The 26,417-nt window shown below is 57.0% G+C and carries 17 protein-coding genes; 12 read left to right on the forward strand and 5 right to left on the reverse strand.

Translation table 11 applies throughout. From position 1 onward, the window contains the following. Window positions 1–114: 114 nt before the first annotated feature. Complete coding sequence (locus ACWWD9_RS08785) at window positions 115–2,112, forward strand: UvrD-helicase domain-containing protein (RefSeq protein ID WP_013441904.1); 1,998 nt, start codon at window positions 115–117, stop codon at window positions 2,110–2,112. A gap of 102 nt (window positions 2,113–2,214) precedes the next feature. Here the strand turns inward: ACWWD9_RS08785 and ACWWD9_RS08790 are convergent, their stop codons facing one another. From ACWWD9_RS08790 to ACWWD9_RS08800, 3 genes are all read right to left on the reverse strand, one after another. Continuing rightward, window positions 2,215–2,922: a M24 family metallopeptidase gene (locus ACWWD9_RS08790; RefSeq protein ID WP_455866806.1), complete on the reverse strand. Its 708-nt coding sequence runs from the start codon at window positions 2,920–2,922 to the stop codon at window positions 2,215–2,217. A gap of 44 nt (window positions 2,923–2,966) precedes the next feature. After that, window positions 2,967–4,049 (reverse strand): FAD-binding oxidoreductase, encoded by a 1,083-nt coding sequence (locus ACWWD9_RS08795; RefSeq protein ID WP_455866807.1) that lies wholly within the window; start codon window positions 4,047–4,049, stop codon window positions 2,967–2,969. A 250-nt stretch (window positions 4,050–4,299) separates the two neighbouring features. Beyond that, on the reverse strand, window positions 4,300–6,177 hold the full coding sequence (locus ACWWD9_RS08800) for a methanol/ethanol family PQQ-dependent dehydrogenase (protein WP_455866808.1): 1,878 nt from the start codon (window positions 6,175–6,177) through the stop codon (window positions 4,300–4,302). Window positions 6,178–6,422: 245 nt separating this feature from the next. Here ACWWD9_RS08800 and pdxR point away from each other — a divergent pair, with 245 nt between their 5' ends. From pdxR to ACWWD9_RS08845, 9 genes are all read left to right on the forward strand, one after another. Further along, window positions 6,423–7,856: a MocR-like pyridoxine biosynthesis transcription factor PdxR gene (gene pdxR / locus ACWWD9_RS08805; protein WP_455866809.1), complete on the forward strand. Its 1,434-nt coding sequence runs from the start codon at window positions 6,423–6,425 to the stop codon at window positions 7,854–7,856. 151 nt (window positions 7,857–8,007) lie between these two features. Next, the gene (locus ACWWD9_RS08810) at window positions 8,008–9,144 is read left to right on the forward strand and encodes an MFS transporter (protein WP_455866810.1); all 1,137 of its coding nucleotides are present in this window, start codon (window positions 8,008–8,010) and stop codon (window positions 9,142–9,144) included. A 280-nt stretch (window positions 9,145–9,424) separates the two neighbouring features. Next, a complete protein-coding gene (kdpF, locus tag ACWWD9_RS08815) occupies window positions 9,425–9,514 on the forward strand; it encodes a K(+)-transporting ATPase subunit F (RefSeq protein WP_041362091.1) in 90 nt (29 codons plus the stop codon). Next, window positions 9,514–11,322 (forward strand): potassium-transporting ATPase subunit KdpA, encoded by a 1,809-nt coding sequence (kdpA, locus tag ACWWD9_RS08820; protein WP_455866811.1) that lies wholly within the window; start codon window positions 9,514–9,516, stop codon window positions 11,320–11,322. The genes kdpF and kdpA overlap by 1 nt, the downstream gene beginning before the upstream one ends. Window positions 11,323–11,360: 38 nt before the next feature. Continuing rightward, window positions 11,361–13,436: a potassium-transporting ATPase subunit KdpB gene (kdpB, locus tag ACWWD9_RS08825; RefSeq protein ID WP_455866812.1), complete on the forward strand. Its 2,076-nt coding sequence runs from the start codon at window positions 11,361–11,363 to the stop codon at window positions 13,434–13,436. Between the two features lie 39 nt (window positions 13,437–13,475). Next, window positions 13,476–14,063, forward strand: a complete 588-nt coding sequence (kdpC, locus tag ACWWD9_RS08830; protein ID WP_455866813.1) for a potassium-transporting ATPase subunit KdpC — start codon at window positions 13,476–13,478, stop codon at window positions 14,061–14,063. Window positions 14,064–14,162: 99 nt separating this feature from the next. Then, a complete protein-coding gene (locus ACWWD9_RS08835) occupies window positions 14,163–16,883 on the forward strand; it encodes a DUF4118 domain-containing protein (protein WP_455866814.1) in 2,721 nt (906 codons plus the stop codon). Further along, entirely contained in the window at window positions 16,880–17,581 is a 702-nt protein-coding gene (locus ACWWD9_RS08840; protein ID WP_455866815.1) for a response regulator, read from the forward strand. Before ACWWD9_RS08835 ends, ACWWD9_RS08840 begins: the two co-directional genes overlap by 4 nt. 211 nt (window positions 17,582–17,792) lie before the next feature. Further along, a complete protein-coding gene (locus ACWWD9_RS08845; protein WP_455866816.1) occupies window positions 17,793–19,853 on the forward strand; it encodes an AsmA family protein in 2,061 nt (686 codons plus the stop codon). Between the two features lie 84 nt (window positions 19,854–19,937). Here ACWWD9_RS08845 and ACWWD9_RS08850 read toward each other — a convergent pair whose 3' ends face one another. After that, window positions 19,938–21,107: an MFS transporter gene (locus ACWWD9_RS08850; RefSeq protein ID WP_455866817.1), complete on the reverse strand. Its 1,170-nt coding sequence runs from the start codon at window positions 21,105–21,107 to the stop codon at window positions 19,938–19,940. A 133-nt stretch (window positions 21,108–21,240) separates the two neighbouring features. Between ACWWD9_RS08850 and ACWWD9_RS08855 the strand changes: the two genes are divergently transcribed. After that, window positions 21,241–22,143, forward strand: a complete 903-nt coding sequence (locus ACWWD9_RS08855) for a LysR family transcriptional regulator (protein ID WP_159355833.1) — start codon at window positions 21,241–21,243, stop codon at window positions 22,141–22,143. 61 nt (window positions 22,144–22,204) lie between these two features. Next, window positions 22,205–24,112 (forward strand): ATP-binding cassette domain-containing protein, encoded by a 1,908-nt coding sequence (locus tag ACWWD9_RS08860; protein WP_455866818.1) that lies wholly within the window; start codon window positions 22,205–22,207, stop codon window positions 24,110–24,112. A gap of 97 nt (window positions 24,113–24,209) precedes the next feature. On the opposite strand, the gene ACWWD9_RS08865 is transcribed toward ACWWD9_RS08860, so the two are convergent. Beyond that, window positions 24,210–26,312 carry a TonB-dependent receptor gene (locus tag ACWWD9_RS08865; RefSeq protein WP_455866819.1) on the reverse strand — a complete coding sequence of 701 codons (2,103 nt, stop codon included), beginning with the start codon at window positions 26,310–26,312 and terminating at the stop codon, window positions 24,210–24,212. Window positions 26,313–26,417 lie beyond the last annotated feature (105 nt).

A 26,417-nucleotide genomic window follows, 5' to 3' on the forward strand; every position in this document is an offset into this window, starting at 1 on the left:
ACCCGGTTAAAGCTAAACTTATGCAACTTGGAAATACGCGTGCAACTTGCGAAGCGCGCTGCCTGTCATCAACGGCATCCCCCGATTTTTCCCTGAAACGAATCCACCTGGTGCATGTTAAGCAAACTCAACTCCCCGCAGCGTGAAGCGGTCAAATATCTGGACGGCCCTTTGCTGGTGCTCGCGGGTGCGGGCAGCGGCAAGACCCGCGTTATCACGCAGAAAATCGCCTACCTGATCGAGCAATGCGGCTACCAGCCACGTGAAATCGCCGCCATCACCTTTACCAACAAGGCGGCGCGCGAGATGCAGGAACGCGTGGGGCATTTGCTGGAAGGCAAGTCGGCCAAGGGCCTGACCATTGCCACCTTCCACTCGCTAGGCTTGCAGATGCTGCGGCAGGAGGCTGCCCTGCTCGGCTACAAGCCGCAGTTTTCCATTCTGGACTCTTCCGACAGCTACAAGATACTGGCCGATGTGCTGGCCACCACCGACAAGCAGCTGCTGCGCCGTACGCAATCGCAGATTTCGCAGTGGAAAAACGCCTTTATCAATCCGGACCAGGCCAAGGCCCAGGCGGACGAAGAGCTGACGCACGCCGCCGCCAAGGTCTACCAGCTTTACCAGCAAACCCTCAAGGCCTACCAGGCAGTGGACTTTGATGATCTGATCAAGCTGCCGGTGGAGCTGTTTGAACAGCACCGCGAGGCGCTGGAAAAATGGCAGCGCAAGCTCAAATATCTGCTGATTGATGAATATCAGGATACCAACGCCTGCCAGTACAAGCTGGTCAAGCTGCTGACAGGCGTCGAAGGCCGCTTTACCGCGGTGGGTGACGATGACCAGGCGATTTACGGCTGGCGCGGTGCCGATGTGGAAAATCTGCGGCAGCTGACCGAGGATTTCTCGCGACTCAAGGTGATCAAGCTGGAGCAGAACTACCGCTCCACCGTGCGCATCCTGCGCGCTGCCAACCAGGTGATCGCCAACAACCCCAAGCTGTTTGATAAAAAGCTGTGGAGCGAGCTGGGCACTGGTGACCTCATCCAGGTGAGCGCTGCCCGCGATGAAGACCACGAAGCGGAGTCGGTGGTCATGAAGCTCATGGCACACAAATTCGAGCACCGCACGCAGTTTTCCGATTACGCGATTCTGTATCGCGGCAATCATCAGGCGCGCATTTTCGAGCAGCAATTGCGCAACCACAAGGTGCCTTACACCGTCTCCGGCGGCCAGTCGTTCTTCGACAAGGCCGAGATCAAGGACCTGGTGGCCTATCTGCGGCTGATCGCCAATGAAGACGATGATCCGGCGTTTATCCGCGCCGCCACCACCCCGAAAAAAGGCATAGGCAACACCACGCTGGAACGCCTGGGCGAATATGCCCGCGACCATCACCTGTCGCTGTTTGCCGCCGCATTTGAGGGCGACTTTCAGCGCGAACTGGGCGCCCGCCAGCTGGAAGATTTGCTGACCTTCTGCCAGTACATCAACCGCGTACAGGAGCGCGCCACGCGCGACCCGGCAGGCGAGATGCTGAATGACATGCTAAATGCCATCCAATACGAGGCCTTTCTTTACGACAGTGAAGAACCACGCGCCGCCGAAAGCAAATGGAAAAACGTGCTGGACTTTACCGGCTGGCTCACCAAAAAAGGCAATGAGGACGAGAAAAACCTGCTGGAACTGACGCAGATGATTTCGCTCATGAGCATGCTGGAAGGCCGCGAAAACGGCGAGCCGGACGCGGTCAAACTATCGACGCTGCATGCAGCCAAGGGCCTGGAGTTCGGCCATGTGTTCCTGATCGGCTGTGAAGAAGGCATATTGCCGCACCGCGAGAGCATAGACACCGACCGCATTGAGGAAGAGCGCCGCCTGATGTACGTGGGCATTACCCGTGCGCAGAAGTCGCTGAATATTTCCTGGTGCCGCAAGCGCAAGCGCGCCGGTGAAACCGAGAGCTGCGAACCCAGCCGTTTCATTGCCGAATTGCCGCACGATGACGTCAAGCATTTTGGCATGCCAGCGAGTGACCCGGCTGCCGCCAAGGAAAATGGCCGCGAACGCATGGCACAAATCCGTGCCATGCTGGCCCAGGCCAAGGAATAGGATAAGTCGCTTATGTCGACGCCGCGCCGATGTTCCCTGTCGAGCAAGCGTCAACGTCATCACTTCTGGACAGATAGAACACATGCGGGCGCCGCGCCATTATCACTCTCCAACGAAATACTCATCCCCCAACAACATATCTTCAAAGAATGCGCCAAAAGGCAAGCTAGGGTGGCGGATGTGAATCTCCAGAACCCATAAGAGTGGAGAGGGACTAAAGTCAACGTCGGCCAGCGGACCTTCATATATGGCCGCATGCGGAAAATCCGCAATTCTATGCCCGGAAAGATCCATATTCAGGACCCATCCCCGTTTACTCGCCTCTTCTACCGCAAAGGCATACAACGTTTTCCCTGTCGCCTTTGTCGTCAACCAGCGGTGTCTGACGGCATGAAAAATGGCGCGCGCATCCTCTGCGCATTGACGGTACAAAGGGTGACTGCCAACAACAAATGTATCGCCTCCATCCCCTTCCCATTGCTTCCATACCGGGCCGATATCAATCAAAAAGATATCATCCTGCTTCAGAATAATCCCGGGGTCCGAGGGAGCGCCAAAGGTCTTGATCGTATTGGGGCCAAAACGTACGTATACATCGTGCCACCCTTTCAGCATTTGCATCTCGGCCAGAATATCCTTTGCCATTTCCACCGCGTCCTCTTCCACCATGCCTGGACGAACGGTAGCCGCAATTTTATGGATGGCATCCCGTGTCAGACGACGTACATGCAACATACTTTCGTCATTAAATGAAATACCAGTGGATTCCAATCTCTGCTGTTGCGAAATTGATGCTGATAAAGCACTCATGATTTTTCCTCTCTTTGTAGTAAAACAGCGTGGTTTAAAAATGATTAGATCTGACGGTCTGATAGGTACACCACCAGCCCATCCAATGTGCGATTCAAACGAATCTGGCAAGCCAGGCGATCGCGGGGTTGAGGGCTATCAAGGCTGCTCAAGAGGCGCCTTTCGTTGCGTTCTGGCTGTACCAATTTAGCTATCCACAGCGCATCAACTTCAACCCGGCAGCTTCCACATGCCGCATTCCCGCCACAAACGCCTAGCAGAAGGGCTTGCGAGCGCAAGACTTGCATCAGACTGTCCCCTTCATGAGCCCTGATATCATGGGATTTGCCATTGGGGTGGCACACGGTCAATCCAACACTGGCAACGTCAGCCAACGAAAAAGGCACGCCAGCCGTTTCAAATGCGTCTGCATGAAAGTTGTCACCAGAAAGTCCACAGCTTGCCGTTAACAGAGATTCAGCTTGCTGCACCATAGAAGGCGCACCGCAGGCATATACCTTGGCAGTGGTCAGATCAGGAAAGTCCTTGGCTGCATGTTCCTGTACGAACCCGATCAACCCCGGCCACTCCGGAGCAGGGTCAGTCAGTACCGGGAACCAGGAAAATCTGGTATATCGCTGCGCCAAGTCGTCAAAATAGGCGGCAAGATACAAGTCTGCCGAGGTTCGTCCACCCCAATACAACGTTATTGGCGTATGTTTGTCATGGCTCAAAGCTTGCTCAATCAATGCCTTCAGCGGAGCAATACCAGTACCGGTGGCCAGCATAATGACGTGCTCTGCACCTGCACTCTTCTGCCATACGCACTGACCGTATGGGCCATGCACAACAATGGTTTGTTCTGCCACATGCTTGCCTGCCAGCACATCCAGAAGCCACTCGGAAAAACGACCTTCGGCATGCAACTTGATATGAAATTCCAGCCCCTTGCTGTGCGCATCTGCGCTTGCAAGCGAATAACTACGCTGCACGCCATTAGGCAATTCAAGTTGAACAAACTGCCCGGGCTCATAAACAAAAGCATCTTCGCCAGGCTTCATTTTTATACGCAGCAGAACCACCTGCTGGCTGAGCCTGGCAATGGTTGAGACAACTGCTTTATAAGGAGGAGGGATCGCAGTACTCATGGCGTCATCCGGTATCTAAGATAGCTGCCATCATGCAGTTCAATAACGGCAGTCAACACCACCAGTTTCCGATTTGTGACTGGCCCAGAAATCACTAGCTTATGAATCTCAATGGATTTCCAGCAGTAAAACGCAGGAAAGAAAAGAAGCAGGAATTAAAACGCAACAGACAGGTTGAATAAAAAAACCTCCTTTCTGAATGAAAGGAGGATTCAAACACTATGGAGATGGTTTGATTAAAGAAAATGGATTAAAGCGAGAAAATGTTCAGGGTACCGCCACCGGGGGCGGCATTGAATTTGGTGAGCTCCCGATAGGCACCAGTAGCACCAAGTGCATCCGTATCATTAGTCAGGCCGAGATTCATAGCAACGCCCGCCCAACCACCTATACCCGAGAAAACACCCACGTATTGTTTGCCCTGGTGCCCATAGGTAAAGGCATTGCCAATTACGCCCGAACCTACCTGGTGTCGCCAGAGCTCCTTGCCGCTCTTTGCATCCACGGCTTTAAACCAGCGATCCAGCGTACCGTAAAACACAACATCCCCAGCCGTCGCTAACGCCCCGCCCCACACAGAGAACTTCTCTTTGTTGTACCAAACATTCTTGCCGGTCATTGGGTCATAGGCAGCAAATGCACCCATCACACCATCAGGACCGGGGAACATGGTTAAGGTCGCACCAACCCAAGGCTGGCCCGCGACATACTTCGACTCCACTGGCTCATAGGTCATGCAGAGATGATTAAGCGGGGAGTACATGAGGCCGGTTTGTGGCGAGTAAGCAGCTGGCTGCTGGTCTTTGGTCCCTTGCGCTGCAGGGCAAATCCCCTTGGCGTTATAGTCCTGGTGCGTTGATGCTGCTGCATTCTTTTGCGGCACACCCGACTTCAGGTCAATGCCATTGGACCAGTTAACAAAGGGATGGACTTTTTCCGCCACCAGCAAGGTGCCATCCTTGGCATTGAAGGTGTATGCAAATCCATTCCTGTCATGATGCCAGGCATAGGTTTTTCCTGAGTGCTCAAACAGGATAACTTCATTCACGCCATCATAGTCCCACTCATCATGCGGGGTCATCTGGTAACCCCAGCGCGCCATCCCTGTATCCAGATCACGAGCGAATATCGTCATGGTCCATTTGTTGTCACCAGGGCGAACATCTGCATTCCATACGGATGGATTACCTGTGCCGTAATACACAAGATTGGATTTCGGGTCATAAGGGAACCACCCCCAAATTGAACCACCGCCGTGTTCCCATCCATTTTTTACGGCTTGCGGCTTGAGCCATGTTTTGACGCCCAAATCCTTTTCCGGATACTTCAGTTTGTCTTTGGTTAAGGCTTTAAATGAGCCGCCCTCCTTGTTACCGCCATTGATGTCTTCATATACAGATAGTGCGCTGTAATGGGGATTTTCTTTATTAAATCCGTCGCCTATCAGCACATCGGCATCCGGTCCAGTGCTGTATGCACGCCAAGCCAGAGAGCCATCTTTCAGGTTGTAAGCTGACATATAGCAGCGCACACCGAACTCTGCTCCAGAGCAACCTACCAGAACCTTGTCTTTAATGACATGCGAGGCCGTTGTTGTTGTTGCACCCACTTTGGGGTCCACCACCTTGGCATCCCACACTGGGGCTCCGGTCTTGGCGTCCAGCGCGACGAGTACGCCATTGTTTTGTGTCAGGAGAATCTTGCCATCGCCATATCCCAAGCCGCGGCTCACGTTATCGCAGCAAAGCACCGCCTGTACCGAGGGATCCTGCTTGGGAAAATAAGACCAGATGATCTTTTGGTTATCGTTCAGATCAAGCGCGTAAACATTATTGGGAAAGGCAGTATGAACATACATAACCCCATTAATCACTAACGGCGACCCCTCATGCCCACGGGTAACACCCGTAGCAAAGGTCCAGGTACTCTTAAGGTTTTTTACATTTGCGGCATTCACGCTCTTGAGCGTACTGAACCCCTGGTTATTGTATTGCCCACGCGGATGTATCCAGTTATTTGGATTCTTCATCGCCATTTCCATGTCGGTCTCCGCATGTGCGAGGCAAGGGGTCCATGCCAAGGCTCCAGTCATCACACTAATCGCCAGTCCAATGCTTTTATATTTCATTGCTCTCTCCTTTAAGTTTTTATATTTAGCAACATCAATGTGCAATGCCTGAATGTTGCTCGATCCACTCAACTGCCCGGCCAATGTAATCGCCCACCATTCGAAGCAAATCCACCAGAATTGGATTTCTAGCTGGACCAGTGAGTGAAGTTAACGTAGAGGAAAAAGAAGTTGCTATAGTGCAAACACAAGCCTATGGACAAACCAGCTCAAGAGCTGCTCAGACAGGGACAGGAAAATAAAAAATGTTGAGACCATGGACATTCGTCATCAAACTTGATGCTGAATCCACTATCCCGATTTATCTCCAAATCGTGGATTTCATGATCAATGAAATCAAGGATGGCCGCCTGCAACCGTCAGTTGCACTACCAGGAACACGTGAGCTTGCTGAACGATTGGCTGTTAATCGAAAAACGGTGATGATGGCTTACGATGAACTGATCGCTCAAGGATGGTTACAAACCGAAAAACGCCGGGGCACGTTTGTATCATCCATATTGCCCCTGTTCAAACCAGCATCACAGAACATTCCGAAAACAGATAACAACCACGTGCCCGACAGGGGCCAAGGTCACAAGATTGAGTTCAATGATGGCATCCCGGATTCACGGCTAATTCCTTTCGAAATCATTTCCAAAGCATTCCGGCATGCCCTGCTAACATCGGCAAGATCAAACACTTTAGGATACGGCGATCCACAGGGGAATCTGATACTCCGCAAATCGATTGCCAGCATGCTCACCATGGAGCGGGGGCTGCATATAGATCATGACAACATTTGCATTGTGCGCGGCAGCCAGATGGGCTTGTACATTACGGCAAAAGCCCTGCTTAAACCTGGAGATATTGTCATTACAGAACGCTTGAGTTATGGCCCGGCCCGCCTTGCATTTGAGTCTTGCGGGGCCAGGGTATTAACCGTAGATACAGACCACGATGGCCTGATGGTTGAAAACCTGGACATGTTATGCAAATCACATCCAGTTCGGTTTGTGTACGTGACACCGCACCATCAGTTTCCAACCACTGTAATGATGGCCGCAGATAGGCGTAACCAGCTGCTTGCCCTGGCTCGCAAACATAATTTCAAGATTCTTGAGGATGATTACGACCACGAATTCCACTATGCTCGATTACCCGTTCTGCCAATCGCAAGCCAGGATACCGATGGTTATGTCATCTATATCGGATCACTATCCAAAGTTCTAGCGCCAGGGCTGCGTGTCGGTTATTTGGCAGGTAGCAAGGAATTCATTAAGCAATGTACATCTAATGTCATGATCATTGACCGGCAAGGCAACCCGGTAACTGAACTTGCGGCGGCAGAATTAATGAATAGTGGCGAGTTAAAAAGACATATCAGGCGAACCCTGATTATTTATAACCAGCGACGCTGCCTGTTGGATAATCTTCTCAAACAGAATTTCAGCCATGAATTCAGCTACGTCGCGCCTCAAGGAGGGCTGGCATTCTGGCTAAAATTAAACCCCAGGCTTTCCTATTCAACATTCCTGAAACAGGCAGAACTAAATGGGTTGGCATTCAGCCAAGGTAGCATTTATCAAGCAGACGACCATACAGTAGATGCTATTCGCCTGGGATTTGGAAGTTCGGATGAAAAACAGATGAACTTCGCTTTGGCAAAATTAAAATTATCCATTTCACCGGCTGATTAAATCCCAAACACGGTAAAATTACGCAGTAACAAACTTAAGCCGTTTGAATACCTGATCAAATTGAGGTCTCTGTCATATCCCCCCATGACAGTCAGCCCTCAACTCAATATTTTTTAACACCTTATTAAATTACGCCTCAGGAAGCCACCTTATGGGTCTTTGGATGCTGGCGCTGGCCGCTGGTGCATTTTGTATAGGCATGACCGAATTTCTGCCCATGGGGCTATTGCCGGATATCGCGCGCGATTTGCAGGTATCGATTCCGGCGGCGGGCAATCTGGTCACCGTGTATGCCATGGGCGTGGTCGTAGGCGGCCCGCTGGTGGTGGCGCTCAGCATGCGCTGGCCGCGCAAGGCGACACTGATCGGGCTGATGGGCATATTTACCCTGGGCAATGCCCTGTGTGCGCTGGCCCCCAACTATGAGTTGCTGGCCTTCGCCCGTATCTTCAGCGCCCTCAGCCATGGCTCATTCTTCGGCATAGGCGCGGTGGTGGCCATTTACCTGGCGCCACCGGGGCAGAGCTCGCGCGCACTGGCGCTGATGTTCAGCGGCCTGACGCTGGCCAATGTGCTTGGCGTGCCCTTGGGCACGCTGCTGGGCCAGCTCACCAGCTGGCGTCTGCCGTTCTGGACCGTGGCCGCCTGCGGCCTGGTTGCCATGGCCGCGGTGTGGCGCTTTATCCCCGACATTACCGCCATGCCGCGCGCAAACATCCGCGATGAGATGAAAGCCATGCTGCATCCACAAACCCTGCTGGCGATGGCGATTACAGCGGTGGGCTTTGCTGGCGTCTTTACCATCTTCACCTACATCACGCCCATTCTGGAAGACCAGTCCGGCCTCAGTCCGCACGCCGTCAGCCTGGTGCTGGTGTTGCTGGGTATCGCCGCCACGCTGGGGCTCAATATCGGCGGCAAGATGGCCGACCGCTGGCTGCTGCCGACCATTGCCGGCTCGCTGCTCGGCATGGCGCTGCTCAGCCTGCTGTTTGCCTGGAGCATGCAATTCACGCTGCTGTCCGTCGCCACGGCGTTTATCTGGGGCATGATTGCCTTTGCCGTGGGGCCGGGCTTGCAGACCAATGCCATGCGCCAGGCAGGCGAAGCGCCGCTCATGGCCTCCACCGTCAACCAGAGTGCGTTTAACCTGGGCAATGCCGTCGGCGCATTTCTCGGTGGCGCCGTGATTCATTTTGGCCTGGGCCTGCAAGCGGTGCCTTTGGCCGCCGCCGTGGTCGCCATTGCCGGTTGCCTGCTCACGCTGTTCAGCATGCGCCGCGGCTGATCCCGCCTAGCACTTCCCCTCTAAGCACCGCCTGCGGGCGGTGAGCCAAAACGCTCAGGCACTGGCGCCCTGCTGGTGCATGAGCGCTGCGTTTTTACAGCATTTTTACACCCCTCTCCCGCTTCATTACGCCATCTTTACATCGGCCTCAGTAAGCTCACGCCATTCACTGGATCAGGCTGATGACTCCGATGGACATTTTCAACACCGTGCTGATTCTGCTGTACCTGCTGACCAGTTATCTGGTGGCCGTGTACTGCATTTACCTGGGAGCAAAACCATGAACTGGCTTTATGTACTGAGCGGCGCACTTGCCTTGCTGCTGCTTGCTTATCTGTTATACGCCCTATGCAAACCGGAGAAATTCTGATGAGTGCGAATGCCTTGCTACAAGTGGCGATCTATCTGGCAGCGCTATTGCTGCTGACCAAACCCATGGGCCTGTATCTGCATCGCGCCATGGAAGGCCGCCTGCCGGTGCTGGGGAAACTGCTAGGCCCGCTGGAGCGGCTGCTATATCGCGTCTCGGGGGTAAATCCGCAGCAGGAGATGGGCTGGAAATCCTATACCGTCGCCTTGCTGCTGTTCAATGCCATCGGCATGCTGGCGGTATTTTTGCTGCAACGCTGGCAAGGCAGCCTGCCGCTGAACCCGGCGGGCATGGGCGAGATCAGCCTGGACTCGGCCTTTAACACCGCCGTGAGTTTTGTCACCAATACCAACTGGCAGGGCTATGCCGGTGAAAGCACCATGAGTTATCTCACCCAGATGCTGGCGCTGGCGGTGCAAAACTTCCTCTCCGCCGCCACCGGCATTGCCGTGGTGATCGCGCTGATTCGCGGCTTTGCCCGCCACTTGGTCGCCACCATTGGTAACTTCTGGGTGGATATGACACGCAGCACGCTGTATGTCTTGCTGCCGTTGTCTGTCTTGCTCGCGGTGCTGCTGATGGGCCAGGGCGTGATCCAGAATTTCAGCGCCTACCAGCAGGTGAATACCCTGGAAAGCGTCACCTACAGCCAGCCCGTGCTGGATGCCCAGGGCCAGCCCAAGCTGGATAGCGATGGCAAACCAGCGCAGGAAACCATTACCAGCCATACCCAGACTCTGGCCATGGGCCCGGTAGCATCACAAGAAGCGATCAAGATGCTGGGCACCAATGGCGGTGGCTTTTTCAACGCCAACTCGGCGCATCCGTTTGAAAACCCGACACCGTTCAGCAATTTCCTGCAAATGCTGGCGATTTTCCTGATACCCGCCGGGCTCTGTTACGCCTTTGGCCTGATGGTGGGTGACCGCCGCCAGGGCTGGGCGATCTGGACGGCGATGGCTCTGCTGTTCGTAGCCATGACCGCTGTCAGCCTGTGGGCCGAGCAGGATGGCAACCCCACATTGACAACGCTGGGCGTAGACCAGAGCAGCAGCGCGCTGCAATCCGGCGGCAATATGGAAGGCAAGGAAACCCGCTTTGGCATCACCACCTCGGCCCTGTTTGCCACCATCACCACCGCCGCCTCCTGTGGTGCGGTCAATGCCATGCACGATTCGCTGACCCCCCTGGGCGGGCTGGTACCGCTGTGGCTGATGCAGCTGGGCGAGGTGGTGTTTGGCGGCGTGGGCTCCGGGCTCTACACCATGCTGATCTATGCCGTGATTGCCGTATTTGTGGCCGGGCTGATGATAGGCCGCACACCGGAATACCTGGGCAAAAAAATTGAAATCTTTGAAATGAAAATGTCGGCGGTCATCCTGCTGGTCACGCCCATTCTGGTGCTGGTGGGCACTGCGATCGCCGTGATGCTGCCCGCCGGACTCGCTGGTATTGCCAACCCGGGCGCGCATGGTTTCACCGAGATCCTGTATGCCGTTTCCTCCGCAGCCAATAACAACGGCAGCGCCTTTGCCGGGCTGTCTGCCAACACGCCGTTTTATAACCTGTTGCTGGCGGTGGCGATGGCCGTGGGACGCTTCGGCATCATCATCCCCATTCTGGCGATTGCCGGTGCGCTGGCGGCGAAAAAACGCATCACCCCCGGCCTCGGCACCCTGCCTACACATGGCCCGCTGTTCATTGCCCTGCTGATTGGCACGGTGGTGCTGGTCGGCGCACTGACCTACGTACCCGCGCTGGCGCTGGGACCGGTCATCGAGCATCTGCAAATGGTGGCTGGCCACTAATGGTTATGCCTTCCTACCCTACTGAGGAGTCTTTACGCATGCATTCCCCCAAAGGCCTTTCCATGTTCGATACGCAGCTGATACTGCCTGCCATCGCACTTTCCTTCAAAAAACTGGCGCCGCAGGTGCAATGGCGCAACCCGGTCATGTTCGTCGTTTATCTGGGCAGCATGCTCACCACGCTCATGTTCATCCAGGCGCTGGTGCTTGAGTCGCATGGCAGCCATGGCGAAGCCCCGGCAGGCTTTATCCTGGCGATCAGCATCTGGCTGTGGTTTACCGTGCTATTTGCCAACTTTTCCGAAGCCCTGGCTGAGGGCCGCAGCAAAGCCCAGGCAGCGGCCCTGCGCAGCGCCAAGCAGAATGTGCCCGCAAAAAAACTGGCCAGCGCCTCCCGCCAGGCAGCCATCAGCATCACCGATAGCCAGAGCCTGCGCAAAGGCGACATTGTGCTGGTAGAAGCCGGGGACATGATCCCGGCCGATGGCGAGGTGCTGGAAGGCATTGCCTCGGTGAATGAAGCCGCCATCACGGGTGAATCAGCCCCGGTGATTCGCGAATCCGGCGGCGATTTCAGCGCTGTTACCGGCGGCACCCAGGTGTTGTCGGACTGGCTGGTGGTGCGCATCAGCGTCAATCCCGGCGAGGCTTTTCTGGATCGCATGATCGCCATGGTGGAAGGCGCCAAACGCCAGAAAACCCCCAATGAAATCGCGCTGACCATACTGCTGGTAGCGCTGACCATTGTGTTTCTGCTGGCAACCGTCACCCTGCTGCCGTTCTCTCTCTTCAGCGTGCATGCGGCGGGCGCAGGCGCCCCTGCCAGCATTACCGTGCTGGTCGCGCTCATGGTCTGCCTGATTCCCACCACCATTGCCGGTTTGCTTTCGGCGATTGGCGTGGCGGGCATGAGCCGCATGATGCAGGCCAATGTGATCGCCACCTCGGGCCGCGCAGTGGAGGCGGCTGGCGATGTGGATGTGCTGCTGCTGGACAAGACCGGCACCATCACGCTGGGTAATCGGCAGGCATCCATGTTTCTGCCTGCACCCGGCATAAGCGAGCAACAGCTGGCCGATAGCGCACAGCTGGCTTCGCTGGCCGACGAAACGCCGGAGGGCCGTAGCATTGTCGTGCTGGCAAAAAACCGTTTCGCCCTGCGCGAGCGTGATCTGCAAGGCCTGCAAGCCGAGTTCGTGCCATTTTCCGCACAAACCCGCATGAGCGGCGTCAACCTCGGCGCCAGGCAGATTCGCAAGGGCGCGGCTTCGGCGATTCGCAGCTGGGTGGAATCGCAGGGCGGAAAATTTGCCCATGAGGTCAACCAGATGGTGGACGATATCGCCCGCCGTGGCAGCACCCCGCTGGTGGTGGCCGACGATGCCCGCGTGATGGGCGTGGTTGAGCTGAAAGATGTGGTGAAAGGCGGCATCAAGGAGCGCTTTGCCGAGCTGCGCAACATGGGCATCAAAACCGTGATGATCACCGGCGATAACCGCCTCACGGCCGCCGCCATTGCCGCCGAAGCAGGCGTGGATGACTTTCTGGCCGAAGCCACGCCGGAGGCCAAGCTCAAGCTGATACGCGAGCATCAATCGGCGGGCAAGCTGGTGGCGATGACCGGCGACGGCACCAATGATGCTCCCGCGCTGGCGCAGGCCGATGTTGCTGTCGCCATGAACACCGGCACCCAGGCCGCCAAGGAAGCCGGCAATATGGTGGATCTCGATTCCAACCCGACCAAGCTGATTGAGATCGTGGAGATCGGCAAGCAGATGCTGATGACGCGTGGCTCGCTCACTACCTTCAGCATTGCCAACGATATCGCCAAGTATTTCGCCATCATCCCGGCCGCGTTTGCCAGCACTTATCCGCAGCTCAATACGCTGAATGTCATGCACCTCGCCAGTCCGGAGTCGGCCATTCTATCGGCGGTGATTTTCAATGCGCTGGTCATCATGTTTCTGATTCCGCTTGCGCTGAAAGGCGTGCCTTATCGCGCCGCCAGTGCCGCCAGCCTGCTGCGTGGCAATCTGCTGATCTACGGCGTGGGTGGTGTGGTGGTGCCTTTTGTCGGCATCAAGCTGATCGACCTGTTGCTGCAAATGCTCTAGCCCCATGCCAGGCATTACATTTTTAGAGGAAACATCATCATGAAACAGCATTTACGCCCCGCCCTGTTCCTGTTCATCGGCCTCAGCCTGTTGACCGGACTCGTTTATCCGCTGCTGGTCAGCGCCATTGGCCAGACCGCCTTTGCCCAGCAGGCCGCGGGCTCATTGCTCACGCGCGATGGCGAGATTGTCGGCTCGCGCCTGATCGGCCAGCACTTCAGCAGTCCGGGGTATTTCTGGAGCCGCCCCTCGGCCACCGCGCCTTATCCCAATAATGCTGCGGCCTCGTCCGGCTCCAACCTGGGGCCGCTCAACCCGGCGCTGAGCGATGCCGTCAAACAGCGCGTGGCTGACTTGCAGACCAACCCCGCATCGCCATCAGCGGTGCCGGTCGACCTGGTCACCAGTTCCGCCAGCGGGCTGGACCCGGACATCAGCCCGGCCGCCGCCTACTTTCAGGTGGCGCGTATCGCCCAGGCGCGGCATCTGACAGCGGATCAGGTGAATGCGCTGGTGACGGCGCATATTCAAGGACGTCAGTTCGGCGTGCTGGGCGAGCCACGCGTCAATGTCCTGGAACTCAATCTGGCGCTGGATGCCTTGCAGCCACAGCAGCGGAGTCAATAAGATGGCAGTGCGCGACATGAATACGCACATCCACCCAGGCCCGTCATGCCTTGCATGCTGCTCTGCTGACGCCGCCCCGAAATCGCCTATACTGCGCACATGAGCCATACGCGCCCTGATCCCGATGCGCTGCTGGAAAAACTGCAGCAGGAAGATGCCCGTCAACAACGCGGCAGGCTCAAGATTTTCTTCGGCAGCTGCGCCGGTGTAGGCAAGACCTTCGCCATGCTGACCGCCGCCCATGCCCGCATGCAGGAAGGCGAGGATGTGCTGGTGGGCGTGATCGAAACCCATGGCCGCCGCGACACCGAATCGCGATTGCAAGGCTTGCCGCAACTGCCGCTCAAAAGCCTGAGCTACCGGGATAAAACCCTGCACGAATTTGATCTGGACGCCGCGCTGGCACGCCGCCCCGGCCTGCTGCTAGTGGATGAGCTGGCGCATTCCAACGCCGAGGGCTCCCGCCATCGCAAACGCTGGCAGGATGTGGAAGAACTCTGCTCGGCCGGCATCGACGTCTACACCACGCTTAACGTGCAGCACCTGGAAAGCCTGAATGATGTGGTGGGCCAGATTACCGGCATCCGGGTATCAGAAACGGTGCCGGACAAGGTGTTTGACCTCGCCGATGAGGTGACGCTGGTCGACCTGCCGCCGGAAGAGCTGCTGCAGCGCCTGCAGGAAGGCAAGGTCTATATGTCGCAGCAGGCCGAGCGGGCGCGGCGCCATTTTTTCCGCAAGGGCAATCTCATCGCCCTGCGCGAGATGGCATTGCGCCGCACCGCAGACCGTGTGGATGCGCAAATGCGCGAATATCGTACTGACCAGAGCATCCAGCACGTCTGGCAAACCCATGAGCGCATACTGGTGGGCCTGGGGCCGGGCCCGGAGGCCGAGCAACTGGTGAGAACCGCCGCCCGCCTTGCCATCAGCATGAAAGCCGAATGGCTGGCCGCCTATGTGGAAACGCCCGCCCTGCAAAAGCTCGGGCACGCCGAGCGTCAGGCCATCCTGGACAACCTGCGGCTGGCGCAAACACTGGGCGCGGCTACCACCGCCACCCTGAGCGGCGATGAGGTCAGCACCGTGCTGCTGGACTATGCGCGTAGCCGCAATGTCTCGCGCTTGGTGGTAGGCAAGCCAAGGCGGCCTTTGCTGATGCGCCTGTTCATCCCCAGCGTGACCGATCAACTGGCGAAGGAAGCCACCGATATTGACTTGCATGTGGTGGTACGCCAGCCCAAGCCACGGCACAAGCCAGCACCGCAGCACAGCCTGCAAATGGCAGCCAATGCCCATTTATCCGGCCTGAAAAAACGTGGCTACCTGTGGGCGCTGGCCATCAGTGCCGCCACCTCGGTCATCGCGGGCATGCTGCTGCAATACTTCGAGCTATCAAATGTCATCATGCTCTACCTCCTGGGCGTCATGCTGATCTCGATACGCTATGGCCGTGGCCCCGGCATTCTGGCGTCCATTCTCAGCGTATCGGCGTTTGATTTCTTTTTTGTGCCGCCCAAGCTGTCGTTTACCGTCTCCGACACGCAATACCTGCTGACCTTTGGCATCATGCTGTCGGTGGCGCTGGTCATCAGCAACCTCACCTCCAGCCTGCGCTATCAGGCCGTGATCGCCAATTACCGCGAGCGCCGCAGCCTGGCCTTGTACGAGATTGGCAAGGAGCTGGCCTCCACCATGACCACGCAACATATTGTCGAGGTCAGCGTGCACCATATCGCCAGCCTGTTCCAGAGCCGCGCTGCCATTTTGCTGCCGGATGCCGATGACAAGCTGCGGGCACCGGAAGCGGATGCCGGGCATGGGCATACCCTGGCCGATGTGGATCTCGGCATCGCGCAATGGACCTTTGATCATCAGGAACACGCTGGCCTGGGCACCAATACCCTGCCCTCCAGCCCGGTGCTGTATGTGCCGCTCAAGGCGCCGATGCGCACCCGCGGCGTGCTGGCCATTGTCCCGGAAAACCAGGCGGCCATCTTTTTGCCGGAACAACGCCAGCTGCTGGATACCTTTGCCGCGCAGATTGCCCTGGCGCTGGAGCGCAAGCATTACGTCGAAGTGGCGCGCGATGCGCTGATTTCCATGGAGTCAGAGCGCTTGCGCAATTCGCTGTTGAGTGCAATTTCCCATGACCTGCGCACGCCGCTGACCTCGTTGCTCGGCATCGCCGACCAGCTGCGCCAGGCCCCGGACATGCCCTCTGAGCGGCATGCCCAGCTGGAAACCATGTACGACCAGGCGTTTCGCATGCAGCAACTGGTGGTGAATCTGCTGGACATGGCACGCCTGCAGGCTGGCAGTGTACAACTCAACAGCCAGTGGCAGGTATTGGAGGAGGTGCTGGGCAGCGCACTGCGCGCCATGCATCCGGTCAGCCAGCAGCACCATATTGAGGTCACGCTGCCGCCCGAGCTGCCCCTGCTGCAGTTTGATGCGGTACTGCTGGAACGCGTGTTCTGCAACCTGCTGGACAATGCCTGCAAATACAGTCCGCCGAATACCACCATACGCATTTCTGCCCAGCAGCATCCGGGCGAGGTGTGGGTCACCGTGGCCGATGAAGGCTGGGGCCTGCCAGCCGGGATGGAAACCCAGATATTCCAGAAATTTACCCGCGGCAAAGTCGAGTCGCCGCAACCTGGTGTCGGCCTGGGGCTTTCCATCTGCAAGGCCATCATTCAGGCGCATGGCGGCGCCCTATGGGCAGAAGCGCAACAGCCGCATGGCACACGGTTCATTTTTTCCTTACCATTGGGCGAACCACCCGCACCCCCACTCGCCGAGGAAACGCCCGCATGAGCAGCACGGCCACCATCATCCTGATTGAAGATGAAGTCCAGATTCAGCGCTTTGTCCACGCTGCGCTGGAAGATGCTGGTTTTACCGTGCACAGCACGCCCAGCGGCAAACAAGGGGTGATTGATACCGGCACGCGCAAACCGGATGCCATCATTCTCGACCTCGGCTTGCCGGATATGGATGGCATAGACGTTATTCGCCAGATTCGCAGCTGGAGCAATGTGCCGATGATAGTGCTCTCGGCCCGCACGCAGGAGGCGCAGAAAGTCAGCGCACTGGATGCCGGTGCCGATGATTACCTGACCAAGCCGTTTGGCACGGCCGAGTTGCTGGCACGCATACGCGCCCAGTTACGGCGACATTCGCAGGCGGGCAATGCGGCACAGGAGAGTGTTTTCACCATGGGGGATATTCGGGTGGACCTGGTGAATCGCCAGGTGCATCGCGGCGATGCGCTGGTCAGTCTCACGCCCATCGAGTTCAGGTTATTGGCCACGCTGATCCGCTATGCCGGGCGCGTGGTCACCCAACGCCAGCTCTTGAAGGAAGTCTGGGGCCCCAGCCATATCGAGAGCGGACATTATGTGCGCATCTACATGGGCCATCTGCGCCACAAGCTGGAAGCTGACCCGGCCCAACCGCGCTACCTGCTGACGGAGACCGGTGTGGGCTATCGCCTGCTGGCAGACGGGGACTGAGAGACACGCTGGCTGACTTTGGCTGGCGCTGGCAGATGGGGCAGCGCCTTACCATGGGCATGTGCATGGGATTCACCTTGCTTCTGGCAGCCATTGCGCCCAGACTCGGGCCTGCATTCCATCGCCAGACTTCCCGCCTTGCACCAAACAGCGGTGAACTTGTCGGCGTTTATGCTTTCCATTTAAACATCAACCACTGAATAAGAACCGCATGCCACCGCTATTTTCCCGCCCATTGTTCCGCACCTTCTGGATTACGCTGCTTCTGCTGCTGATTGCACTTGGCGCCTGCGAGCTGGCGGGCTGGCCGTTTCTGCGGGCACCGGCACAACAGTTTCTGAGTGAAAAGCTGGAGCGCAAGATTGTCATCACCGCGCCGTTTGAGCTGCATCTCCTCGGCGGGATTTATCTGCGCGCCGGTGGCCTGAATATCTCCGCGCCGGATGCTTTCAAGGTGCCGCATTTTGTGGATGTGAAAGAAGCCGAACTGCGGCTGCGCTATCGCGATTTGCTCAAGCTCCAACCTGGCGATGCCTACCGCATCAAGAGCCTGCGTGTGCAAGAGATTGATGCCCGCGTGCTGCGCAATCGGGATGGCGTATCCACCTGGCAATTCAAGCAGGATGACCAGGAACCGCCACGGCCCTTCCCGATTTTTGAAAACCTGGTAATTCATAACGGCACGGCAGTCGTGCGCGATGCACTCTCGGAAGCCGATCTGGATCTGCGCTTCAACACGCAGGAAGGCACGGAGCAGACTGCCAGAAAGCCGGCCAGCGCCGCCATGCAATCCAATGTCGATATTGAAGGCAAGCTGCACAAAGAGGCGCTGCGCGGGCATCTGGCCACCAGCGGCTTTTTGCCGATTGCCAGCCTCAAGCAAAACAATGACACGGTGAGCTCCAAAGGCTGGGTGGAGTACGGAGGCCTGCGCGCTGACTTTGATGGGCAGGTGGCGGATGCGCTGGGCGAGCAATCCATCAAGGGCACGCTGACGGTAAAAGGCCCATCGCTGAGCCTGTTTGGCAATCTGGTCAGCACGGTATTGCCCACCACGGCGCCGTTTACCCTGACCACCAGATTGCAAAAGGAAGGTGGCTTGTGGCTGGCCGATGTTACCTCGGCGCATATCGGCAGCAGTGATCTCACGGGCAAATTCAAATATGACCTGCGGCCGACGACGCCGTTACTCACGGGGGATATTCGCGGCAAGCGCTTTGTGCTGGCTGACCTCGGGCCGGCCTTTGGTACCGCCAGCGAAGCAGAGGCCGGTGACAATGCGCCCCGCACCCGCGCCATTCCGGATAAGCCCTTGAACCTGCCCGCGCTGAACAAGATGGATGCCCGCATCAGCATCCTGATGGATTACGTGGACCTGGGCTCGGCTTTCCAGCGGCCGATTGCCCCGCTGAAAGCCACCCTGCAACTGGAAAAAGGCAAGCTGGGCCTGGCCGACATAGACGCCAGCACGGCGGATGGCAGCCTGTCAGGCATGATCTCGGTAGACGCCAGCAAACTGAATGGCCTGGAAGCGGATGTGAAGAAGCTGCCGCCCGAGGCGATTCCGGTCTGGCACGCTGAGCTCGCCTGGAAAAACATTGATCTCTACAAATGGCTGAAAATCTCGCAAACCCAGCGCGAAAACGCGAAAAAGGAAAACAAGCCCGAACCACAGCCTTATCTCACCGGCCGCTTAAACGGCAAAGCCAAACTGGATGGCAAAGGCCAAACCACCGCCGAGCTGCTGGGTTCGCTGGACGGCAATGTCTTCATGACCGTGCGCGATGGCTCGGTCTCGCACCTTATCGTAGAAGCGCTGGGGCTGGATATTGCCCAGGCGCTGGGTGTGATGATCCAGGGCGACAGTCCCGTGCCCCTGCAATGCGCCGTGATCGACATGCAGGCAACGCACGGCATACTCAGCCCCCGCGTCGGCTTGATGGATACGCCAGTGACGCGTGTGCTGACCGATGGCCATATCGACATGGGTAAAGAGCAGCTGGACCTGCGTCTGGTAGCCAAGCCAAAGAACGTATCGCCGCTGACCGTGCGCTCCCCCATCCATGTACAAGGCAGCTTTTTGCAGCCCGAGGTGTCTATCGAAAAAACGCCGATTGCCCTGCGCGTGATTGGTGGCATTGCCCTGGGGCTGATCAATCCACTGGCAGCCATTCTGCCATTTGTCGACCCGGGCAATGGCAAACAGGCAAGCTGCGCCGAGGTCTTGCAGCAGCTCAAGCAGGAAGCTACGCCAGCTAAAACCCAGCATTAAGCAATGCACACAGACAAGGCGCGGTGAATCCGGCAGCCCATGTCAGCTAGAAAAATCCGTCCAACAAGGCCAGGTTTTATTCGTCTACTCTTTTGCCAGCAGCGGCGATGAGCGCCTGTCCAGTGCCGCGCTATAGACTGCGAGCAGCAACCCCACCAGCGCCATCAGCGCACCGGCATAATGCAGTCCCGGCAAGCCATTACCATAGTCAATCACCAAGCCGCCCAGCCAGGCACCGATCGCATTTCCCAGGTTAAAGGCACCAATATTAAGGGCAGCGGCCAGATTAGGCGCAGCACTTGCCTTTTCAAGCACGCGCATCTGCATGGCGGGAACGGTCGCGAACGACACCACCCCTAGCAATCCGACGGCGATTATGGTCATCACCTGAGATTGCATGGCCCATCCAAACCCCAGCAAGCACAACATCAACAAGGCAATAGTGCCGATTAATGTCGGCATCAGCCGTTGATCAGCGGCTTTACCGCCCGCCCAGTTACCTAGTACCAGCCCCACGCCAAATACCAGCAAAATGGGAGAGACCGCCTGCGCGGGAAACCCTGCCAGGCTGGTAAGAACAGGGGTGATATAGGTAAACACAACAAACAGGCCGCCAAAGCCGAAGACTGTCATGCCCAGGCCGAGCATCACCTGGCGTTGCCTGAGCACGCGCAACTCATTGGCAAAGCTTGGGGCAGTGCTGGGGCGGGAATCTCGCGGTAATAGCAGGCCTATCGTCATCACGGCCAGCACGCCAACGACCGTGACCAGCGCAAAGGTTGTGCGCCAACCATAGAGCTGTCCCACCCAAGTGCCCAGTGGCACGCCAAGCACATTCGCGAGGGTGAGTCCAGTAAACATCAGGGCAATGGCTGAAGCCTGCTTTTCACGCGGCACCAGACTGGTGGCCACCACGGAGCCTATGCCGAAGAAAGCCCCATGCGCGAAGGAGGTAACGACACGCGCCAATAGCAGACTCCAATATTCTGGTGCCATGGCACAGGCCAGGTTGCCAATGGTAAAAATCACCATCAGCCACAGTAATACGTGTTTGCGTGCCATGTGGCCAGTAACGCCTATCATCAAAGGGGCACCGATCATTACGCCTAGCGCGTAGCCGCTGACCAGATAGCCCGCCTGCGATAACGTTACTCCCATGTCGCGCCCGACCTCAGGCAATAAGCCCATGATCACGAATTCGGTAATGCCTATTCCGAAAGACCCAATAGTGAGGGCATAAATAGCTAAAGGCATGCTGCATCTCCTGCTTAAACTTGATTAGCAGAATGGTGCGTGAAAACCGGGCCGGCCAGTAGACAGGCAAGATGACAATCTGTTATGAATTCATTTCACAAATCACCCTGCCACTAAATGGTTTACTTCATCCATGAATGTTAATCGCTGGAAAGAAATGCTGGTGTTTGCCCAAGTCGTACAGTCGGGCAGTTTTTCTGCCGCCGCGCGCCAACTGGATTTGACGCCCTCAGCTGTCGCCAAACTGATCGCGCGGCTAGAGCAACGTGTCGCTATCCGCCTGCTCAACCGCACGACGCGGCAACTACACCCGACACCAGAGGGTCAGCTGTTTCATGAGAGCTGCTTAAAGCTGCTGGCCGACATGGAAGAAGCCGAGAACCGTATCGCCCCACAAAACGATGCACCCCGCGGCCATCTTCGGGTAAATGCCTCACTCTCATTCGGTCATCATGTGCTGATCCCCGCCTTGCCTGCGTTTTTCAAATGTTACCCAGAAGTCACTATCGACCTCACCCTGACTGATACATTGATCGACTTGCTGGAAGAACGCACCGACATTGCCATCCGCCACGGCGCACTCAAGGATTCCGGGCTGGTAGCGCGCAAGTTGGGAGATAGTCGGCATTTGCTGGTAGCCACCCCGGCTTATCTTGCGCGCCATGGCACGCCGCAAACGCCTTCTGATCTCGTCCGCCATAACTGCCTCGATTTCAACTTTAGTCATAGTCTGAGTGAGTGGCGCTTTCGCCTGCCCGATGGCAGCCAGCAAAGCGTGGCTGTGCGCGGCAACCTCCAGGCCAATAATGGCGAGACGTTGCTACAAATGGCACTGGCAGATATGGGCATTAGCCGCATGAGTTATTTCCATGTGGCCGAAGCCCTGCGTGTCGGCCGCCTGGTTGAAATTCTTGCTGGTTGCCATGTAGCTGACAGCAAACCATTGCATGCCATCTATCACAGCCGTTGCCATATCCCGGCCCGCATCCGCCTGTTTGTCGATTTTTTAGCCGAGCAACTGCACGGCAAGCTGTAAATTACCGTGGCAAACATCGCCGCAACAGGCGCATGCGCGCTGCAACCTGTTAAAATGCGGCATGCCTTATATCACGCTCGACCAAGCCAGCCTGGCTTATGGACATTACCCTCTTCTTGATCACGCCGATTTTCAGCTGGACCCCGGTGAACGTGTCGGCCTTATTGGCCGCAACGGGGCTGGCAAATCCAGCCTGCTGAAAGTCATTGCTGGAGACAGCAAACTGGACGACGGCACCCTGTGGCGCGCGCCCAATGCGCGTGTGGCCTATGTGCCGCAGGAACCAGTACTGGAGCCGACCCACACCGTATTTGAAGCCGTGGCCGAAGGCCTGGGCGACCTGCAGAAAATTCTGCTGGAATACCATCAGGTATCGCACAGCATGGGCAACCCCGATGCCGACCTCGATCAGCTGATGGCCCGCATGCAAGTCTTGCAACACGAACTCGATGCGCGTCAGGGCTGGCAGTCGCAGAGCAAAGTGGATGCAGCGCTGAGCCGTCTGGAATTAGACCCCGATGCCTTGATCTCCACCCTCTCCGGCGGCTGGCGCAAGCGCGTGGCGCTGGGCCGTGCCCTGGTCGCAGAGCCGGAAGTGCTGCTGCTGGATGAACCGACCAACCACCTGGATTTTGCCGCGATTGAATGGCTTGAAGAACTGCTGCTCGGCTTTCAGGGCAGCGTCTTGTTCATTACCCACGATCGCCGCTTCCTGGATCGTCTGGCGACCCGCATTGTGGAGCTGGACCGCGGCCATCTCACGGATTTTATTGGCAACTACACCCAGTACCTGGTGAAAAAGGAAGAGCTGCTGGCGGTAGAAGCCACGCATGCGGCCAAGTTTGACAAGGTATTGGCGCAGGAAGAAGCCTGGATACGCCAGGGCATCAAGGCACGCCGTACCCGCAATGAAGGTCGCGTGCGACGTCTGGAACAGCTGCGTCTGGAGCGGGCTGCGCGCCGTGAGCGCCAGGGCAACGTCAAGCTGACGCTGGATAGTGGCGAACGCTCGGGCAAGCTGGTGGCCGAGCTGGAGCATGTGAACAAAGCCTATGGCGACAAGGTGCTGGTCAAGGATTTCAGCACGCGCATTCTGCGCGGCGACCGCATCGGCCTGTTGGGCCCGAATGGCGCGGGTAAATCCACCCTGCTCAAGATGATACTGGGCGAGCTGGAACCCGATAGTGGCACCATCCAACGCGGCACCAACCTCAACGTGGCGTATTTTGACCAGATGCGCGAGCAGCTGGATGAGGAAGCCACGCTGGCCGACACCATTAGCCCCGGCTCCGAATTCGTGCAGATCGGCAATGAGCGCAAGCATGTCATCAGTTATCTGGAAGACTTTCTGTTCCCGCCGCAGCGCTCGCGCTCGCCGGTGAAATCGCTCTCCGGTGGCGAGCGCAACCGCCTGTTGCTGGCGCGCCTGTTTGCGCGCCCGGCCAATGTGCTGGTGCTGGACGAACCGACCAACGATCTGGATATCGACACGCTGGAGCTGCTGGAAAACCTGCTGCAGGAGTTTGAAGGCACGCTGTTTCTGGTCAGCCATGATAGAGCCTTCCTGGAAAACACCGTCACCCAGGTGATTGCGTTTGAAGGCCACGGCGTACTGGATGAGTTTGGCGGCGGCTATGACGACTGGTATCGCTACAAGCAACAGCAGGCAGCCAACCTGGCTGCCGAGAAAACCCGGGCTGCCAGCGCGCCCGCCGCTGCAAAATCTGCCGCGGCCAAACCGGCGGCCAATCGCCTCAGCTTCAAGGAAAACCGCGAACTGGAAGAGCTGCCCGGCCGTATTGAGCAGCTGGAAAAGGAACAGGCCGAGATCAATGTATCGCTCGCCAGCCCGGACCTTTACCGCGAAAACCCCGAGCAGGTCAAAACCCTGCAAGCGCGGCTGGATGAGCTGGCTTCAGCCATCGATGCCGCCATGCAGCGCTGGGAAGAGCTGGAAAGCAAGCGTTAAACCCCGCTCCATTTGCAGGCAACAAAAAAGCACATGTGGAAAAGCGTGTGCTTTTTTTATTGGCAGGCCCTCGCGCCTGCCAGAACAGAACACCCGATCAGAAATTGTAGATCAGGGTGGCACGCGCCGCCGTCGGTGAACCCGGCGTGATGTTGTTATTGTTGTGGGCGTACAGGTAATACTCCTTGTTCAGGATATTCTCGATATTGACCTGCAGGCGCAGGTTTTTATCGAGTTTGGCGTAAACCGCGCCGTCAAACCGCGTGTAGCCGGGCAGCTGCACGGTGTTGTCAAACGAGGTGTACATCTCGCTACGGCTGATGGCGCCGAGCGCGACACCCCAGGTTTCATTGATGTCGTAGCGGTTCCATAGGGAGAAGGTATTGCGTGGCGTATTGGGGGCGCTGGCACCGTTGGCGCCGACGCTGGTGGTGTCGACCAGCTCGGCCTTTTGCAGGGTATAGGCGCCAATCACATTCCACTTGTCGGTGATGCGGCCCAGGGCACTCAGTTCAAAGCCCTTGGTATCCTGCCCATCGACCAGCGCTGAGGTGGTTGCACTGGTCGAAACTGCGACATTGGTACGCTCCAGTTTGAAAATGGCCGCATTGATCTCCAGCCCCGGTTTTACTTCCCACTTGGCACCGACTTCGGTGTTCTTGAATTTTTCCGGGTCAAAGGTGCTGGTGACTACTGTCAGCGAGGTCAGCTGGTCGCCTGCGCGTGGCACATAGGACTGGCTGTAACTGGCATACAGCGAGACAGGCTCAACAGGCTTGTAGATCAGGCCCGCACGCGGCGAGAAAAGATCGTCGTCGGATTTGATTTTCTGACCAGATATCTGGTTCTTGAAATCGACATCGAATTTATCCAGACGCGCGCCCACAATCACTTGCCACTGCGGGTTCAGGATAATCTGATCCTGCAGGTAAAACGCGGCCACATCCACCTGGCTGCGGTTGCGGGTTTGCAGGTTGGTAAAGCTAATCGGGCCATTGAATACAGGATTCTGCGCCGACTGCGTCGTGGTCAGTGTGCCGGTGGAGTTGGGTCTGTAGCGCACGTTATCGGTGTCCTGCCGGCCAAGCTCCATGCCGACCAACAGCTTGTGTGTGACCGCGCCCTGCTTGAGGGTATAGAGCAAGTCGGTCTGGTTGAACAGATTTTCGCGCTGGGTATCATCGCGATAGGCCGCCACGGTGTAGTTGCCGCTGGCATCCACTGCACTGTTGGCAAACACGTTCTGGTAATACTTGTCGAAGTCGGAATAGCGCGTCCGGTTTCTCAACAACACGCCGTTGTCAAAGCTGTGCTCGATCAGTGCGCTGTAGTTCTGGGCTTCAATTTCCGTGGGGCTCTTGGCGGCATTGCCGAAGAAATTCGATTCGTTGGTGGCAAAAGGCCGGCCATTTTGTGAAGGAATGCCCCGGTCTGCGGTACGGTGGTCGGTGAAATACTCCGCGCTGAGCACGACCTTGGTTTTCTCAGTTGGGAACAGTGTCACAGTCGGGTTGATGCCGTAACGGCGCAATGACACGCCATCGCGGTAGCTATCGGCATTCTCTACCATCGCATTCAGGCGGAAAGCCGCCGCTTCATTGATGGCCTGCCCGATATCAATGCTGCCGCGACGCTGGTCATATGAACCCGCTTGCAGCGAAATCTCGCGCACGGGATCCCAGCCAGCTTCCTTGCTGACGCGATTAACCACACCCCCAGCGCCGCCACGCCCAAAGATCATGCCATTGGCGCCGCGCAATACTTCCACGCTTTCAATGTTATAAAAATCCCGGTAGTACTGAACATCATCCCTGACGCCATCGAGGAAAAAGTCACCTGTACTGGCATTGCCACGGAATACAACCGTATCGCGATTGCCCTCGCCCTGCGCCATGCCCACTCCCGGAGTGTAGCGTATGGCATCTTCCATGCTGCGGATGGCCTGATCCTTGATTTGCGACTGGCTGACCACGGTCACGGCCTGCGGTACGTCTTTCAGCGGTGTATTGGTTTTGGTGGCCGTGGTGCTGGACTTGGTGACATAGCCATCGGTCTTGGCGGGTTCGGTCACTTTATTGGACGTGACCTCCACTTGCGGCAGAGTCGTGGTGGCTTCTTCTGCATAGGCAATGGCAGGCAATGCCGCCAGCATCAGACAGAGGGTTTTAACGGGAAAGCAAGGAATCGCGTGAGCATGCATATGGGGAAATCTTTACCTGTTGTGATATTGAGAATTGTTTACAATTGTAAATTGTAGTAAAGATTTTCCCCTACTGGCAATCGCTGAATGGATTGCATCGCATTT

The organism is Methylovorus sp. SPW-M1, assembly GCF_053848825.1.

Excerpts from the sequence above, each read along its gene's own strand:
- ACWWD9_RS08850 (WP_455866817.1), bottom strand. The coding sequence starts at position 21,107 with ATGCCTTTAGCTATTTATGCCCTCACTATTGGGTCTTTCGGAATAGGC.
- pdxR (WP_455866809.1), top strand. The coding sequence starts at position 6,423 with ATGTTGAGACCATGGACATTCGTCATCAAACTTGATGCTGAATCCACT.
- kdpF (WP_041362091.1), top strand. The coding sequence starts at position 9,425 with ATGAACTGGCTTTATGTACTGAGCGGCGCACTTGCCTTGCTGCTGCTT.
- ACWWD9_RS08855 (WP_159355833.1), top strand. The coding sequence starts at position 21,241 with ATGAATGTTAATCGCTGGAAAGAAATGCTGGTGTTTGCCCAAGTCGTA.
- ACWWD9_RS08795 (WP_455866807.1), bottom strand. The coding sequence starts at position 4,049 with ATGAGTACTGCGATCCCTCCTCCTTATAAAGCAGTTGTCTCAACCATT.
- ACWWD9_RS08790 (WP_455866806.1), bottom strand. The coding sequence starts at position 2,922 with ATGAGTGCTTTATCAGCATCAATTTCGCAACAGCAGAGATTGGAATCC.
- ACWWD9_RS08785 (WP_013441904.1), top strand. The coding sequence starts at position 115 with ATGTTAAGCAAACTCAACTCCCCGCAGCGTGAAGCGGTCAAATATCTG.
- kdpC (WP_455866813.1), top strand. The coding sequence starts at position 13,476 with ATGAAACAGCATTTACGCCCCGCCCTGTTCCTGTTCATCGGCCTCAGC.
- kdpA (WP_455866811.1), top strand. The coding sequence starts at position 9,514 with ATGAGTGCGAATGCCTTGCTACAAGTGGCGATCTATCTGGCAGCGCTA.
- ACWWD9_RS08845 (WP_455866816.1), top strand. The coding sequence starts at position 17,793 with ATGCCACCGCTATTTTCCCGCCCATTGTTCCGCACCTTCTGGATTACG.
- ACWWD9_RS08835 (WP_455866814.1), top strand. The coding sequence starts at position 14,163 with ATGAGCCATACGCGCCCTGATCCCGATGCGCTGCTGGAAAAACTGCAG.
- ACWWD9_RS08800 (WP_455866808.1), bottom strand. The coding sequence starts at position 6,177 with ATGAAATATAAAAGCATTGGACTGGCGATTAGTGTGATGACTGGAGCC.
- kdpB (WP_455866812.1), top strand. The coding sequence starts at position 11,361 with ATGCATTCCCCCAAAGGCCTTTCCATGTTCGATACGCAGCTGATACTG.
- ACWWD9_RS08840 (WP_455866815.1), top strand. The coding sequence starts at position 16,880 with ATGAGCAGCACGGCCACCATCATCCTGATTGAAGATGAAGTCCAGATT.
- ACWWD9_RS08860 (WP_455866818.1), top strand. The coding sequence starts at position 22,205 with ATGCCTTATATCACGCTCGACCAAGCCAGCCTGGCTTATGGACATTAC.
- ACWWD9_RS08810 (WP_455866810.1), top strand. The coding sequence starts at position 8,008 with ATGGGTCTTTGGATGCTGGCGCTGGCCGCTGGTGCATTTTGTATAGGC.
- ACWWD9_RS08865 (WP_455866819.1), bottom strand. The coding sequence starts at position 26,312 with ATGCATGCTCACGCGATTCCTTGCTTTCCCGTTAAAACCCTCTGTCTG.